General features: G+C 47.0%; 13 protein-coding genes. 5 read left to right on the top strand and 8 right to left on the bottom strand.

Annotated features, from left to right (window positions below; translation table 11 throughout):
- Positions 1 to 13: 13 nt before the first annotated feature.
- From BT112_RS15635 to BT112_RS15610, 6 genes are all read right to left on the bottom strand, one after another.
- Positions 14 to 370, bottom strand: a complete 357-nt coding sequence (locus BT112_RS15635) for a phage holin family protein (protein WP_072318322.1) — start codon at positions 368 to 370, stop codon at positions 14 to 16.
- A 9-nt stretch (positions 371 to 379) separates the two neighbouring features.
- On the bottom strand, positions 380 to 757 hold the full coding sequence (locus tag BT112_RS15630) for a YtxH domain-containing protein (RefSeq protein ID WP_072318321.1): 378 nt from the start codon (positions 755 to 757) through the stop codon (positions 380 to 382).
- A gap of 218 nt (positions 758 to 975) precedes the next feature.
- Positions 976 to 2,097, bottom strand: a complete 1,122-nt coding sequence (locus BT112_RS15625; protein ID WP_072318320.1) for an AI-2E family transporter — start codon at positions 2,095 to 2,097, stop codon at positions 976 to 978.
- Between the two features lie 144 nt (positions 2,098 to 2,241).
- The gene (locus BT112_RS15620) at positions 2,242 to 3,879 is read right to left on the bottom strand and encodes a S41 family peptidase (RefSeq protein WP_072318319.1); all 1,638 of its coding nucleotides are present in this window, start codon (positions 3,877 to 3,879) and stop codon (positions 2,242 to 2,244) included.
- A 111-nt stretch (positions 3,880 to 3,990) separates the two neighbouring features.
- The gene (locus BT112_RS15615; protein ID WP_072318318.1) at positions 3,991 to 5,517 is read right to left on the bottom strand and encodes a bifunctional GNAT family N-acetyltransferase/carbon-nitrogen hydrolase family protein; all 1,527 of its coding nucleotides are present in this window, start codon (positions 5,515 to 5,517) and stop codon (positions 3,991 to 3,993) included.
- Between the two features lie 104 nt (positions 5,518 to 5,621).
- Positions 5,622 to 7,499 carry a M1 family metallopeptidase gene (locus BT112_RS15610; protein ID WP_072318317.1) on the bottom strand — a complete coding sequence of 626 codons (1,878 nt, stop codon included), beginning with the start codon at positions 7,497 to 7,499 and terminating at the stop codon, positions 5,622 to 5,624.
- Between the two features lie 425 nt (positions 7,500 to 7,924).
- Between BT112_RS15610 and BT112_RS22150 the strand changes: the two genes are divergently transcribed.
- Genes BT112_RS22150 through BT112_RS15595 form a run of 5 tightly spaced genes read left to right on the top strand, consistent with a single transcriptional unit; the run spans position 7,925 to position 11,607 of the window.
- Positions 7,925 to 8,212 carry a hypothetical protein gene (locus tag BT112_RS22150; protein WP_317039604.1) on the top strand — a complete coding sequence of 96 codons (288 nt, stop codon included), beginning with the start codon at positions 7,925 to 7,927 and terminating at the stop codon, positions 8,210 to 8,212.
- The gene (locus BT112_RS22145) at positions 8,205 to 8,678 is read left to right on the top strand and encodes a hypothetical protein (RefSeq protein WP_317039603.1); all 474 of its coding nucleotides are present in this window, start codon (positions 8,205 to 8,207) and stop codon (positions 8,676 to 8,678) included. The genes BT112_RS22150 and BT112_RS22145 overlap by 8 nt, the downstream gene beginning before the upstream one ends.
- Entirely contained in the window at positions 8,635 to 9,090 is a 456-nt protein-coding gene (locus tag BT112_RS22140) for a hypothetical protein (RefSeq protein ID WP_317039602.1), read from the top strand. The genes BT112_RS22145 and BT112_RS22140 overlap by 44 nt, the downstream gene beginning before the upstream one ends.
- Positions 9,091 to 9,111: 21 nt before the next feature.
- Positions 9,112 to 10,734 carry a BCCT family transporter gene (locus tag BT112_RS15600; RefSeq protein ID WP_072318316.1) on the top strand — a complete coding sequence of 541 codons (1,623 nt, stop codon included), beginning with the start codon at positions 9,112 to 9,114 and terminating at the stop codon, positions 10,732 to 10,734.
- A 12-nt stretch (positions 10,735 to 10,746) separates the two neighbouring features.
- The gene (locus BT112_RS15595; RefSeq protein WP_245777055.1) at positions 10,747 to 11,607 is read left to right on the top strand and encodes a universal stress protein; all 861 of its coding nucleotides are present in this window, start codon (positions 10,747 to 10,749) and stop codon (positions 11,605 to 11,607) included.
- 36 nt (positions 11,608 to 11,643) lie between these two features.
- On the opposite strand, the gene BT112_RS15590 is transcribed toward BT112_RS15595, so the two are convergent.
- Complete coding sequence (locus BT112_RS15590) at positions 11,644 to 12,387, bottom strand: dienelactone hydrolase family protein (RefSeq protein WP_072318315.1); 744 nt, start codon at positions 12,385 to 12,387, stop codon at positions 11,644 to 11,646.
- A gap of 76 nt (positions 12,388 to 12,463) precedes the next feature.
- A complete protein-coding gene (locus BT112_RS15585) occupies positions 12,464 to 14,656 on the bottom strand; it encodes a protein-disulfide reductase DsbD family protein (protein ID WP_072318314.1) in 2,193 nt (730 codons plus the stop codon).
- Positions 14,657 to 14,729: the final 73 nt, after the last annotated feature.

The raw sequence follows: 14,729 nt of genomic DNA, 5'->3' as shown, positions 1-14,729 counted from the left end.
TGCCGCAAAGGCGTTAATCATCATGGTCAAAAAAGTCCTTGGAAGCCCGCACCAGTACTTTGCGTTCGATAGTCTTACGGAATCCGTAATAGACAATGACAGCCATTAACAGATACACTCCACCCATGATCAGGAATCCGAATCCGAGACTATCGAGCCAGCTGCCGATAAAGAATGCCAGGGCAAATGTAGTAAGTAGCATAGCTCCGAAAAGCACTGCTCCGATGATTATAAAAATAATCATCGAAGTAGTCCCTTTGGTAAGTTTCTTGAAAATGCTGAGTTTGTAGTACACATAATTGTTCTCTAAGAACTCCTGCGTGTTTTTACTCAACCCTTCCGCATTTTCCGAAATACTGTTTAATGACATACAAATGTATTATTTTGTTGCCTTGGCAACCTTACCTTCTATTTTCTCTACCACGCCTTCTTTCTGGAATTTGGCATTTTTGGTCCGGAGATCTTCGAGTTTTTCTTCGAGAGCGAGCAGGATATCATCGGCCTTATAACTCATGGTAGAAAGAGTGTCTTCCAGTCTACTTTCGAACTTTTCGCGGGTTACATGAGCTTTGTCGGAAAGCTGTGCCTGCGTTTTTTTCCACTGCTTTTCGAGTTCTTTCTGTGTCTTTTTCGCGTTTTTCTTTATTTTTTTTCGGGTATTATTTCCGGAATCGGGAGCATAAAGAATTCCAACTCCTGCTCCTATAGCAGCACCTGTTAATAATGCTAAGATGGTTTGACCTGTTTTATTTGACATAATATTCGGTTTTTAAAAGTTAATATTGAAACTTCTTGTACCTAAGATACGAACTTTGAAAGAATTTTACTAACAAAATTCGCGTTTTAGCCAATTGTTAACATAGAATGTTAAAAAATGAAAAGAAAATACGAATAAATTGTTATCAAATCGGGGAATTAGCTAATCGTATGTGTCAAGGTGTAATGTAGGAAAAACGGAGACCGAAAGTATCCCGGCTATTCCCCGGATGCCTTTTCTTCTTTTCGTTGGGCCTTTTTGCGTTGTCTTTCGGTGAGTAGAAGAGACCTGTCGGGCTCGCTGAGCAGGTATCCGTAAGCATGGGTTTCGGGGATCAGGTCGAAAATGACTTTGAGCATAGCCATCATGGGCAGTGCCAGGATCATACCGGCCAGGCCGAACAGCATACCACCCAGAAAAAAGGACAACAGGGATACCAGCGGGTTCATGCTTACTTTGCTTCCTACGATATTGGGTGTAATAAAGTTTCCTTCGAGGGTTTGTACGAGCTGGAACCATATAATAACACCTGCGGCATACCAGAAACTGTCTTTGGTGGCCAGGGCAAAGAGTGCGGGGATCAGCGAACCTATAAAAATACCGACATACGGGAAGATGGTGAGCAATGCGGCGAGTATCCCGAAAAACCAGGCGTATTCGATACCCAGTACATACAGTCCGATCGTGTTGAGCACGGCCACGATGCCCATTACGGTTACCAGGCCTACAAGATAGCTCTTAAGCACCTCGTAAATGCTTTCCAGTCCTTGTTCTATAGTTTCTTTCGGTACATTGGAAAACGCTTTGAAGAAAAATTCCCTGAAGAAATTCCGGTAATACAGGAAAAAGAAGATCATAATGGGTACGAGGATGGCAGAGGACAGCGAATTCCCGATAGACCCGAGGGCCTGGGTGGCATAACTCCCGAGGTCGGACATGCTGTCTGATAACCTCTCCTTGAGCTCGGAACTCAACTCATAAGAAGACATATGAAACTTGTCCGAACCCCACGCCATAAGCCTGTCCCCGACACCTTTGATCTTACTGGCGATATCCGCAGCATTATTACCGATATTGATGGTCTGGGAAACCACGAGATAGCTGATGCCCGATACGACCAGTACCGCCAGGATAAGGGAGATCAGGGAAGCAGCAGAGCGTGTCAGGCCCATACGTTCCAGTCGGCAACATACGGGATAAAGGACGACCGAAATAATAACGGCAAACAGCATGGGTACGATGACGCTTTGCAGGGTATAGCAGATGACGACAATGAGAATCAGCATCAGGAGGTTGGAAACAATGCCGGAACTCAGGTGTTCTCTTAGGGTGTTTTTCATAGATGGTCTGGGCGTGAAAGTGTGATTTGATATCAAAGATAGCTAAAAAATAAACCAATCGTTGTTTGCCGCATGGAAATACTGTGGTGTTTGGGGCTATAATACATGGCGATAAAGGGAGATTGTCCCTGAATTCGGGGATCATTACCGATTGAGGTAAGCGATAGCAGCTTCCAGAATTTCATCCCGTCCTTCACCTAACCCTTTAATAGTTGTTTTTACTTCGATGTCAATACGTATTCCTGTACGCTGTGTTATGGTGTCGTCCGGATAACATATCCCAACACCTGTGGTGTAACTTGGAGTGCCGTCTGCCAGTGGTATGGTGGTGACATCGCCATCAGCTCCTGCAGTCCGGCTTCCTATAGTGATGACGTTACCGGCTGTCTGGAAAGCCATGGCGGTAAACTCGGATAGGCTCAGGGTTTCGTCATCCACCAGCAACACTACTTCACCGCGAAACGATTTTTTGTTCTTAGAGCCGACCTTTAGGTTTTTTTTGAACCTGAATTTTCCGGGGTATTTGAGATCGGGGATATATACCCTGGCAAAATCTCTTCTTTCGTTGTTCAGATATCGCGATATGACCCAGTAGATCATAGCAGGATAATTTCGGAGGTCTATGATGATGGCTTTTTTATCCATAAACTTTTCCATGATGTACGACGCCTCATCGGCATTAATATGTGCCATACTCAAATATCCTGTATCCGGGTGAATATCCTTCCATTTGAGGGAGTCCGGTATATTCCGGTTTTTCGGAAAGAAATCCCTATATGCATACCGCTCGGAAGTTACAGAAACCGTATCTCCCCGTCGAAGCACAGTGGCAACAGCGCTACTTTCTTCTCCGCATAACAGCCTGTAATAGGCATTTCTTCTCTTTACGGCAGGATTTGATCCCGAAACATATCCCAGGGTAATGGATATGTTCTCCTGCAGGTCCAGGTCGTCTATACGCAACAGGATATCTCCTTTTTCGAACGGACTCATTTTTCCGATCGAATCGTTGAAAAAACCCGAAACTACAGCTTTATCGTCAATGGCCTTGATTTTGACCGGAAGATACTTATCCTCCACACCTTTAAATCTCACTTTGGTATGGGTATCATCTGTGTATGCCAGCAGTTTTCGTATGGCCTGGCGATAAGTATTCTTGCTGTCGACTTTGAGGAATACCGGTATCATTTCTTTCAGTACCTTGTCCCAAGACTGGTCTGCCAGGTATGTATAAGGATGAAAATACGATATGAAATTCCAATATCGTGCCAATACGAGTAGCTTTAGGTTTGCATCACCCGTATCCGGGTATTCAGGTTCGTGTTGTGGAATGGGTGTTCCGTTTTTTCTGAGAGCGACATAATAGGGGGTGCCCTGAAAGCGGTTATAGCATATAAACCGCAGCCTTTCCGAGAGCTCGGGGGTAAGGTAAGCGGGGTCGTTTATCCAGGAGAGGTCAAAATTTTTTTCAAAGATATCTTTACCTGTCTCGCGGCAACGGCTACATTCCCGGACTTCGCCCAGTGTATCTATCCATCGGACCAAGACCCGGGAAACTTCTTTCCCGGTTTTGCAACGTTCTATTTCGGGAAGAATTTCGAATAGTCGGGCATCCCAGTCGTATGTGCCGGAAGCTACTTCAGGATGATAGTATTTGAGGAAGCCCCATATTTTAATGGTTATATATAGTTTTTGTGTTTCGGACCCATGATTATCATTTTGTGAAATGGCTTTCTGGAAAAGAAGAAGGCAACACAAAACCGGGACCAGTATATTTTTCATATATCTAAAAGTAAGGAATTTTCCATGACTGTTTCGAATGGAGACACGAAAAATCTTCTTTTTCCGGTTTGAATGCTTGATGACCAGATAGTAAAGTTACTTCTGAAGTGGCTAACCCCGTTTCCGCAATTCGAAAATATCTTTTCGCCGGTCTTTAAGGTTTTTCACACTACCGAATTCGTGCAGTTCGCGCAGCAGTCCGAGGTCTACATCGGCCAGCAGGATCATTTCGGTATTCGGGGTTGCCTCGGCCTTGATCCCATTGGTCGGAAAAGCAAAGTCGCAGGGGGTAAACACCATCGACTGGGCAAATTGGATGTCCATATTATGTACGTTGGGCAGGTTGCCGACGCTGCCCGCAATAGCCACATAGCATTCGTTTTCTATAGCCCTGGCCTGGGCGCAGTTGCGCACTCTCGAATACCCGTTCTGGGTATCGGTAAGGAACGGAACAAAAAGGATATCCATACCTTCATCGGCCAGCAGGCGGCTGAGTTCGGGGAATTCGGAGTCATAACATATCAGTATCCCGATCTTTCCGCAGTCGGTGTCGAAAACGCGGAGCTCGTTACCGCCCTGCATCCCCCACAACCGGGCCTCGTCGGGGGTCACATGGAGCTTTTCGTAGCGTTCTATGGTGCCGTCCCGCTTACAGAGGTACCCTACGTTGTAGAGGTTATTGTCGCGGATCTCGGGCATGCTCCCGGCTACGATATTGATGTTATAGGAAATGGAAAGCTTGGAAAATTCCTGGATGATCGTATTGGTGTACCCGGCGAGTTCCCGAATGGCCTGGGGCTCGGCCAGGTGGTTGTACCGGGCCATGAGCGGGGCGTTGAAAAACTCCGGGAACAGCGCAAAATCGGCCCGGTAGCCCGAAAGGGTGTCTATAAAGTACTCGGCCTGCTGCAACAGGGTCTCCACGTCCTTATACGGACGCATCTGCCATTGTATAAGCCCCAGGCGAACCACACTTTTCTGGGTTACGGCCTTGCGGGAAGGCTTTTCGTAATAAATATTGTCCCATTCGAGCAATACGGCAAACTCCTGGGAAGCCTTATCGCCGTCCAGATAACCTTTGAGAATACGGGTAGGGTGAAAATCGTTGGACATCTGAAAGTTCAGGACGGGGTCGTGGATTTCTTTACGGCGTACTTTCTCGATGTATTGCTTGGGACTGAGGGTCTCCGCATATTTATGGTAATTGGGGATCCTTCCGCCAAAGGCAATACCTTTGAGGTTGAGCTTTTCGCAAAGCTCCTTGCGGTAGTCATACAACCTTCGCCCTAACCGGAGCCCGCGGAATTCCGGTTTGATAAAAATATCTATACCATAGAGCATATCACCTTCTTCCGAATGGGTCTTGAACGTACTGTCGGCCGTAACCTCGTTAAAAGTATGAGGGCCTTCGAAGTCGGCATAGTTTACGATGATAGTCAGGGCGCACCCTGCAATCTGTCCGTTGACTTTGATAACCACCTGCCCCTGCGGAAATTTGTCCAGTAAAGTTTTGATCTGTGACCGGGTCCAGTAATCTTCGGGCATGGTGTGGTAAGCGACAACCATAGCCTCTTTGATCTCGGTATAATCTTCTATCTTCAGGTATTCGAGTTCTATTTTGTCCGTTTCGCTTTGCATAGTCTTTGTATGTTTTGGGCAGCTGTGGCTTCACTCAGCTACCCTGCTGCTTTTTGCTTTTTTGTGCAGAACATTCGGTCCCCTCGCCGCTTTTTTGTCCGGGGTTATTTGATACTGTAACTGTCGTTGGAGGTATCCGCATCCATAAATATACCACCGTCCAGTCTTATATTTTCGATATCCTTTACGTTTGTCAGGGTGATCACGGCACGGTCCGGATCGGTTTCCCAGATAGCCGGGGTTTGGGCGAATGCCTGGGATGTACCGTTTTTGTCTGTCAGGACCAGGGTTACCGGAGCCGGCATGCCCCCGAGGTTCTGTAAGGTTACTGTCAGCGTATCCTTTTTATACACGGCATCAGTGACGGCTATATCGATATAATGATTACTGAAATACCAGCGGTCCCAGAACCAGTTGAGATCTTTTCCGGTGATATCGTTAAACGTATAAAAGAAATCCCAGGGCATGGGGTGTTTTCCGTTCCACCTGTCCATATAGCCTTTCAGAGCCTTGCTGAACAGGGTATCGCCGAGGTACGCTTTCATGGCGAGATAACCGAGGGCTGATTTTCCGTAGGCGTTGGCCCGTATGGCTACTCCGTTGAGGGCATTGAGCGGGGTAATGACGGGAAGGTCATATTCCATATCTGTGGTATTCGCCCAGGCGGCTACGCGGAATTTTTTAAAGTTCTCCGTGGCTTTCTCCGGGCCGAGGTCATGGATACCGATCAGGTATTCGAGCGCCGTGGCCCAACCTTCGTCCATAAAACCGAAACGGGTTTCGTTGATCCCCATATAAAACGGAAAATAGGTATGGGCGATTTCGTGTTCTACGACAAAACGTGCAAACTCGGCTTCGGGAAATGAACTGTCGTTGACCATCATGGGGTATTCCATATCGGCAAATCCCCTGACAATGGTAGATTTGGAGTAGGGGTAGGGCACGCCGGGGTAATTGTTGGAAAACCAGGCAATGGCATGTTTGCCGTAGTTGACCATTTCCCGGAAATCTTCCGAGGGCTCATCGTAGGCGGCCTGTACACTCACGCGGCGACCGGTTTGAGGGTCGGCAATTACACTTCCGGCATCCCAGAGGTAATGGTCGCTCAGGGCAATGGCAATATCCGTAATGGCATCGGCCTTCCAGATCCAGGTGTTGGTAGCGTTCTGTGCAGTGACCTTATGATTTTCGAGATCTTCTTTGGTGGCGATATGGACAACCTCATCGGAGGTCATGGATCTTTCGAGTCTTTGGGCATAAGAGGGTTGTAATACCTCATCCGGATTTTGCAGATCGCCGGTAGCCCACACGATATAATTGGCCGGAACGGTGACCGAAAAGCGGTAGTCGTTAAAGTCGTTATAGAACTCCTGCGACCCTCTGAATGTCATAGTGTCCCAGCCCCGGGAATCGTCATATACGGCTACTCTCGGGAAAAAATAGGCCAGAAAGAACGTGGTTTCGTCAATAGCACCTTCCCTTCCGCTCTGTACGGACATGTCGAAGTGCCAGTCGATATCCAGGGTAATACTGGCACCGGGAAGCAGCGGGGCAGCCAGTTGTACCGGTTTGTTGGTACCGTCGTTTTTGTCGGTCCACTCGCGGGCTACCCCATTCTCGCGGTAAGCATCGATATGGATACCCGAGGTCAGGTAATCGGCCGAGGTTTGGCCCGATCTGGGAGCCTCCGGTTTGTGCTGGTTGAGAAACAGTTTGAAGTTGAGCACTTTCAAAGTATCCGGACTCTGATTGGTATATACGATGGTTTCTTTTCCGGTGACTTTGCGGTCGGGCGGATTGACGTTGAGGTCTATGGTGTAGACCCCTTTGTTCTGCCAGTAATTGCTCCCGGGATTACCGTCTTTGCTACGGGTGCTGTTTTCGTATGCTTTTTGTACATCCCGTGGGATATAAAGTTCCTGGGCCTGCAGTGCCCAGGCAGATATGAAGAGCAGGCCGGTATATAATGTTTTTCTAAGCATGATTGTGTTTGTTTAAGCCGTTATGAGTTTTCAGTTTGTCAAAGATACAGTACGGAAGCAATATAACGTAAATCATCCCGATAAATCTGTTATCCCGGCAGGTTCTTTCCGGTCTGTTTTTTTTCGGTTAAGCCATCATTCTCAAGGATCTTATCCGGTGTATATCCGAAAACCAATGGTGTTATGATCGTATGAACAATCCTTTATTTAGAGGAATAACCAGGAGAATTCCGAAAAAAATCGTATATTAGAAACTAAATTCCCGAAAGTTTTTTCGTACGGAACTCATACATCTACCTCTCTCTATCTGTTTCGGGTTTGTGATCTGTACAAACGCAGACTGATACATGTTTTGCAGACCGGTTTTCCGGGTGGTTTGTGGCATAAGGTTTATACCGGACAGTGAAACGGAAATAAACAAAAAGATGATTATAAGCCTAAAACAATTACTCCTTTTTTTATGTTTCATCCCGGTTTGCGGGATTTCTCAAGACCAACCCCAGGTGAAGTTCGGGGGTGCACTTCGTTTTAATTATATCTATTCTTCCTGGAAAGAAGCCCAGAAAAGACAGGGTGGCGATTTTATGTACGATATGTTTCGGGTGAATGCCGAAGCGTCCTACAAGGGGATTTCACTGAATGCGGAATACCGCTTTTATTCGGAAGCTTTTGGCGGTGGTGTCCTGAAACAGGGATGGCTGGCCTATGATTGATGAAAGGAACAGCCTGCAGGTGGGACTTACCCAGGTGCCTTTTGGCATTCAGCAATACAATTCTCACAACTGGTTTTTCAATATCGGGTATTATATCGGGTTAGAAGATGACCACGACATCGGGGTAAAATTTATTCACCAGGAGGAAGAAGGCTGGCAATACCAGCTGGCCTTTTTCAAGAATTCGGAAAGTGTGGGATTCGGAGGGGCTACGGATGTTTCGTACAGCCGCTATTCTTATGATGTCGCTTCTATGGACATCGACGGGGACGGAGAGCCGGATTACCGTAATAAAGAAGTCAACCAGCTGAATCTCAAAGTGCACTATATCCTGAAACATGAGGAATGGATACACCAATTCGGAGGTTATGCACAATACGGAGGGCTTTACAACCTGGACACACAAAAAACGGGGCACCACTATGGTTACGGAGTGTTTTATGAGCTTCGATTACAAGGCGTTTAACCTGAAGTCACAGCTTTTGCACTATACGAAGGCTCCTGAAAACCCGGATACGGAGCGGCCGGATATTATTGCCATGGCAGCCTACGGTGCACCTTACCTGGTGGCAGCACGGGCTAACCTTGTTTCGCTGGCTGCGGCCTATACGGTTTCCGTATCCTGGGGGCCGGTGTCGTCGTTGCAGTTTTACAACGATTTTGGCTGTATCCGAAAGCTCCGTCAGGATTTTGCCGATAGTTATATGAATGTTACGGGGATAGGTGTCGCTGCGGGCAATCTCTATACTTATATCGATTTTGCAGCAGGTAAAAATCATTCCTGGCTCGGCGGGAACTTTATCGATGACTTTGCCGGGGGAAACCCGGAGGCCCGTTGGGAGGCCCGATTTAACATCAACATAGGATATTATTTTTAAAACCGGAAAACACAATATATTATGGCTAAAAAAGTAGTTCGAAGCGATGAGAAAAAATCGATAATGGGTATGGAAGTCAATGGCCCGGTATTTTTCTCGTCGGCTATTATAATGATTATCAGTATTGCACTGACTCTGGTGTACAAGGACAGCGCTAAAGCATATTTTGAGGATATCCAGCAGTTTGTGGCCGAGACCGGTGGATGGTTTTTTGTGCTGTCCATCAATATTTTCCTGTTTTTTATGATCTACCTGGCATTCAGTAATTACGGAAGCCTGCGGATCGGCGGGCAGCATGCCAGACCTGAATTCAAGACGCTCTCCTGGTTTGCTATGCTGTTCAGTGCCGGGATGGGGATAGGATTGCTTTTCTGGAGTGTTTCGGAACCGCTTTCTCACTTTATATCGCCTCCGAAAGGTACGGGAAACAGTGTGGAGGCCGCCCAGGTAGCCATGAATTTTACCTTTATGCACTGGGGACTTCACGCCTGGGGGGTTTACGCCCTTGTAGGGCTGGCCCTGGCTTACTTTACGTATTCCAGAGGCCTTCCGCTTACCATCCGTTCGGTGTTTTACCCCTTTCTGGGGGATAAAGTCTATGGTATTATCGGGGATATTATAGATATTATAGCCGTTCTGGCCACGGTATTCGGACTGGCGACTTCCCTGGGGCTGGGCGTACGGCAGATCGCAGGGGGACTGAACCATGTTTTTGATGTTTCGGCAGAGACACCCACGCAGATGATCCTTATAGCGGGTGTGACACTGATTGCTACCATTTCTGTAGTCTCGGGAGTGGATAAAGGAGTCAAGTTTCTCAGTGAGTGGAATATGCGTATTGCAGTGCTGCTTTTACTGCTAGTTGTTATCCTGGGACCTACCATTTTCATCTTTCAATCGTTTGTACAGAATACGGGAAGTTACCTGTATAATTTTCTGGATATGGCAACCTGGACGGAGAGTTACACCGGGATGCACTGGCAAAATACCTGGACCATATTCTATTGGGGATGGTGGATTGCCTGGGCCCCGTTTGTAGGGATTTTTATTGCGCGTATATCCAAAGGGCGTACAGTTCGCGAATTTATCCTCGGGGTATTGATCCTTCCGGCCCTGGTCACTTTTTTCTGGATCAATGCCTTCGGAAGTACGGCCATACACGATGCGCTGGCCGGCAATATGGCAGTGGCGGATGAGGTTAAAATAGATGAAGCTATTGCCATGTTTGTCTTCCTGGAAGATTTTCCGTGGTCTATGGCCCTGAATATTATAGCGATCATCCTTATTGCGGGATTTTTTATTACGTCCTCCGATTCCGGGTCGCTCGTAGTAGATAGTATTACATCGGGCGGAAAGATAGATTCGCCGGTAGGACAACGCATTTTCTGGGCGGTCATGGAAGGAGCTGTTGCCGCCGTACTGCTGGTAGGAGGCGGACTCAAGGCCCTGCAGACAGCGGTTATAGTTTCCGGGCTGCCGTTTGCCATTATCCTGCTGGTGATGTGTTATTCCCTCTATAAGGGGCTTCGTGAGGATTACCGTAAATTACAGCGCAGAAATGAGCAGAAAGACCTGGATAATTATAAGGACATCGTATCGGATATCCTGAAACGCCGACAAACCAAAGATCACACTAAAAATTAAATACCGGAGATTATGATTACCGAAATTAAAAACATACTTGTGGCGCTCGATCTTTCGGAGATCGATGATACCCTGATCGCTTACGCATCTTTCCTGTCTGATGTATTGCAGGCCGATAAGGTATACTTCGTACACAATATCAAAAAGTACGAGATCAGTGAACTTTTTGAGGACAAACTGGGCGATGTCAACATCGAGGAGAGTATAGGAGAAGAGCTTAACGAAAAGGTGTCGGTTGCCTTTACAGGCAAAGCCGAATGGGAGGTGCTGATATCCAACGACTCCTATACCGAGTCCCTGATTGCTTATATCGTTAATAAATACGCTATTCACCTTACCCTGGTGGGAAGCAAGAACCGGGTAAAGGGTACCGGGGTAGTGAGCGGTAAACTCCTGAGGATGCTTCGTTGCCATATATTGAGTATTCCGAGAGCAACCCCACCGAGAATAGAATACATCCGGGTAGGAACGGATTTCTCGAGCGCGTCCAGGCGTAGTTTTACAATGGCACAGGTGGTTGGGAAAGCCGCCCTGGCCGCAGTAAAGGCCGTTCATATCTATAATGTACCGCTGCAGTTTGCGCCTTATCTGCCCAAGGAAACCCTGGTGCCGGTCGTAGAGAAACACACGGCAGAAAAGGGACGTAAGTTCATGAAAAAAATTCCCGGGGCCGAAGACATTCCGCTGGAAATCATTCCGGGAAGGAGTTCCAGTATATCGGAAACACTGATCGAATACGGTAAAAAACAAAAGACCGATCTTTTTTTTGTATCGGATAAGGGAGGGAATACCTTTTCTTCCTTACTCGTTGGGAGTGTTACGGAAGAATTGTTTAACGAAGACCTGCATTTTCCTTTGTGGGTCTGCAGATAGCAGCATCATGCGGGGGCATAGGCTCCCGCAATATCTTTACTCCAGGATCTCCTCCAGGAACATCAGCGTATGCTGCCATGCCCTCCGGGCCATAAGCTCGTTGTATTCGGGAGATTCGGGGTTGGTAAAGGTATGTCCGCTATGGGCATAGGTAATAAGCTGCCAGTTGGCTTTACCGTCTTTTAATTCCCGGACCACGGCATCGTATATTTCGGGGGTAACGCTCTTATCTTCGGCAGGATTCTCGATCAGTACCCGGGTACTGATCGTCCCGTTAGGACGATCGCTGTCTTTACCGAGTCCGCCATGGATACTGACGACTCCCTGTACGGGCATCCCGGCTCTCATGACTTCCAGAGCGCCGGTACCTCCGAAACAGTACCCGATTACTGCGATTTTATCCGGTACCGCTCCTGCTTTTTTTAATTGCTCCAGGGCCAGTGCTATCCGGTGCTGGTACGCTTTGTAACGGGTCTTGTAATACCCGGCGATTTCGGCTGCCGATGCATTGTCGGCAGGGATATTTCCTTCGCCGTAAATATCGGCTATAAAGGCGATGTATCCTTCTTTTTCAAGTTCCAGGGCCGCGGTTTTTGCTTCCTTGTCAATACCTCTCCAGGCCGGAAGAATCAGAACCCCGGGCATACTTTTTCCCGTATTGGAAGTGACCAGCCCGTGGAGTTGCTGATCCCCGTCGTTATAGGAGACCGGGTTGAGGTTTTGCGCATAAGGCATAGTGGTGGATATCATGGCAAACAGGGTCAGGCATATATTTTTCATGAGAGATTTGTTTTCTTTTAAAGATACCGGAAAAAAATGACCGGGAAAAGGTATGCTGCCAAAAAATCCGGAACGATCAGGGTGTCACAGCAGCATGATATGCTTTTATTCCTTCTCTCAACCAGGAGGCATATGTAGCAATATCTGGTGTATAGGCCGCAGGCGTATTAAGATTGTTCCCATCGTGATCGACAAGTACGTAATAGGGCTGGGCATTTATATTGTATTTCCTGATCTGAAAATCACTCCACTTATTTCCAATGGTTTTTATTTTATGTCCTGTGATTTTCGATACATATTGTTCTTTTTCGGATAATTTTCTTTTATCATCCACATAAAGCGAAATTAATACGATATCATTTTTCAGGAGGTTCAGTACCTGAGGGTCGGGCCATACTTTTTGTTCCATTTTCCTGCAATTCACACAAGCATAGCCGGTAAAATCGAGCAGTACCGGTTTCTTTTGTAATCTGGCATACGCCATACCCTTGTCATAGTCCTTGAAAGTAATGAGGTGGTCTGCCCCGTATTCTGCTCCTTCGGGGAGGGGGAGTGTTACGCTGTTTTTTGCTTCGGATCCTGAACTTATACCGTACGGAGATTCACTATAGGTTGCAGGTGGGGGAAAACCACTGATCAGTTTTAGTGGAGCACCCCAAAGTCCCGGAATCATGTATATAACAAAAGCGGTTGTGAGTAGTGCCAATCCCAGTCTTCCAATGGAAAGCCGGGATACGATGCTGTCGTGTGGGAGACTTATTTTTCCGAAGAGGTACAATGCCAGGGTTCCGAATATGGCAATCCATACGGCAAGGAATACTTCTCTTTTCAGCCAGTGGAGTTGCAATACGAGATCGGCATTGCTCAAGAACTTAAAAGCAAAAGCGAGTTCGAGAAACCCCAATGATACTTTTACGGTATTGAGCCATCCTCCTGATCTGGGGAGGGAATTCATCCATCCCGGAAACATGGCAAATAACATAAAAGGCAAAGCGAGAGCCAGTGAGAAACCGAACATTCCGATAAGTGGGGCCGTCAAACCTCTCTGGGCCGCATCGACTAACAAGGTACCTACGATAGGCCCCGTGCATGAAAAAGAGACAATTGCCAGGGCAAGGGCCATGAATAGTATTCCTATAATTCCTCCCTGGTCTGCTCTGCGGTCTGCGGCGTTGGCCCAGGAGTTTGGTAGCATGATTTCGAAAGCGCCGAGAAAACTGGTTGCGAACACAACGAGAAGAGCAAAGAAGAACAGGTTAAATCCTACATTCGTAGAGAGAGCATTAAGTGCATCGGCTCCGAAAACATACGTGACCACTGTGCCAAGAAATACATAGATGAAAATAATAGAGGCACCGTACATAACAGCATTTCTGATTCCCCGGGCCTTTGTTTTACTGTGCTTGGTAAAAAAGCTTACGGTCATGGGGATCATCGGGAATACACATGGGGTTAGCAAAGCCGTAAATCCGGCGAGGAAGGCTATAAAAAAAACGGAAAAGAAACCGGGGTTTGCTTTATCCTGATGTTGAGATTCCACTTTCTCAGGTGATGGCCCCGTTGCCGGAGAAGTTATCTGGTCTTTGACTTTGGTTTCGTGGCGGTCTCCCCGGACCGGAGGGACCATAGTGCTCGTTGTGGTTACGACATTTTTGACCTCGGAATCAGTTTCTGCCTTATAGTGGGAAGACTTTGAAGCAGCAGTTTTGTGTGCTGTAGCATTGTTGCTCTTTACTAATTCTTGTTGCCGTTCTGTGACCGGTTTCGAGGGTGTTTCAGGGTTTTCGGCGGGTACTGCCGTTTTTTGCCTTGCGGGCACGGCAACGCTGAATTCTTTGGTTATGGGAGGGAGGCATTGTTGATCGTTACAAACCATGTAGAATACGTCTCCCCGGATTTCCCCTGCCTTGTCATTTATCATGATCACCTTTTGGGTGAATGTGGCTGCGTGCTCGAAATACCTGATGTTCATCTGAAAGATATCGTCATATTTTGCAATACCTTCACTTTCCGTGGTTTTCCCGTCTAACTCATAATTTCCTGTACTCTCGGCAAAGGAAAAAGTTGTAGAGACCGGGCCCGTATCCCCGTATTCCTGCTGTGAGTACAGGTGCCATCCCTTTTCAATGACAGCTTTAACAGTGATTGTGTAAGTGCGACGACCGGTTTTTTCAAGTTTGGCTTCCCATTGTACCGGATCGAGGATCTGAGCAGTAAGAGGTATCGCGGAGAGCAACAATACAAAAGTCAAATATGATTTTCTGAACATATAAAGTCTTTTTTTGAATTAAAAAACGGAGGCGTTTTTCTTCTTATGATGGTTTTTTATAGTGTCGGATACG

This window comes from Sinomicrobium oceani (assembly GCF_900119185.1).
GTDB lineage: Bacteria > Bacteroidota > Bacteroidia > Flavobacteriales > Flavobacteriaceae > Sinomicrobium > Sinomicrobium oceani.
The sequence above is the reverse complement of the archived record's forward strand: the minus strand, read 5'-3'. Positions and strand labels throughout refer to the sequence as shown.

Coding starts and splice junctions, on each gene's coding strand:
- BT112_RS15635 (WP_072318322.1), bottom strand. CDS start 370: ATGTCATTAAACAGTATTTCGGAAAATGCGGAAGGGTTGAGTAAAAAC.
- BT112_RS15630 (WP_072318321.1), bottom strand. CDS start 757: ATGTCAAATAAAACAGGTCAAACCATCTTAGCATTATTAACAGGTGCT.
- BT112_RS15625 (WP_072318320.1), bottom strand. CDS start 2,097: ATGAAAAACACCCTAAGAGAACACCTGAGTTCCGGCATTGTTTCCAAC.
- BT112_RS15620 (WP_072318319.1), bottom strand. CDS start 3,879: ATGAAAAATATACTGGTCCCGGTTTTGTGTTGCCTTCTTCTTTTCCAG.
- BT112_RS15615 (WP_072318318.1), bottom strand. CDS start 5,517: ATGCAAAGCGAAACGGACAAAATAGAACTCGAATACCTGAAGATAGAA.
- BT112_RS15610 (WP_072318317.1), bottom strand. CDS start 7,499: ATGCTTAGAAAAACATTATATACCGGCCTGCTCTTCATATCTGCCTGG.
- BT112_RS22150 (WP_317039604.1), top strand. CDS start 7,925: ATGATTATAAGCCTAAAACAATTACTCCTTTTTTTATGTTTCATCCCG.
- BT112_RS22145 (WP_317039603.1), top strand. CDS start 8,205: ATGATTGATGAAAGGAACAGCCTGCAGGTGGGACTTACCCAGGTGCCT.
- BT112_RS22140 (WP_317039602.1), top strand. CDS start 8,635: ATGGTTACGGAGTGTTTTATGAGCTTCGATTACAAGGCGTTTAACCTG.
- BT112_RS15600 (WP_072318316.1), top strand. CDS start 9,112: ATGGCTAAAAAAGTAGTTCGAAGCGATGAGAAAAAATCGATAATGGGT.
- BT112_RS15595 (WP_245777055.1), top strand. CDS start 10,747: ATGATTACCGAAATTAAAAACATACTTGTGGCGCTCGATCTTTCGGAG.
- BT112_RS15590 (WP_072318315.1), bottom strand. CDS start 12,387: ATGAAAAATATATGCCTGACCCTGTTTGCCATGATATCCACCACTATG.
- BT112_RS15585 (WP_072318314.1), bottom strand. CDS start 14,656: ATGTTCAGAAAATCATATTTGACTTTTGTATTGTTGCTCTCCGCGATA.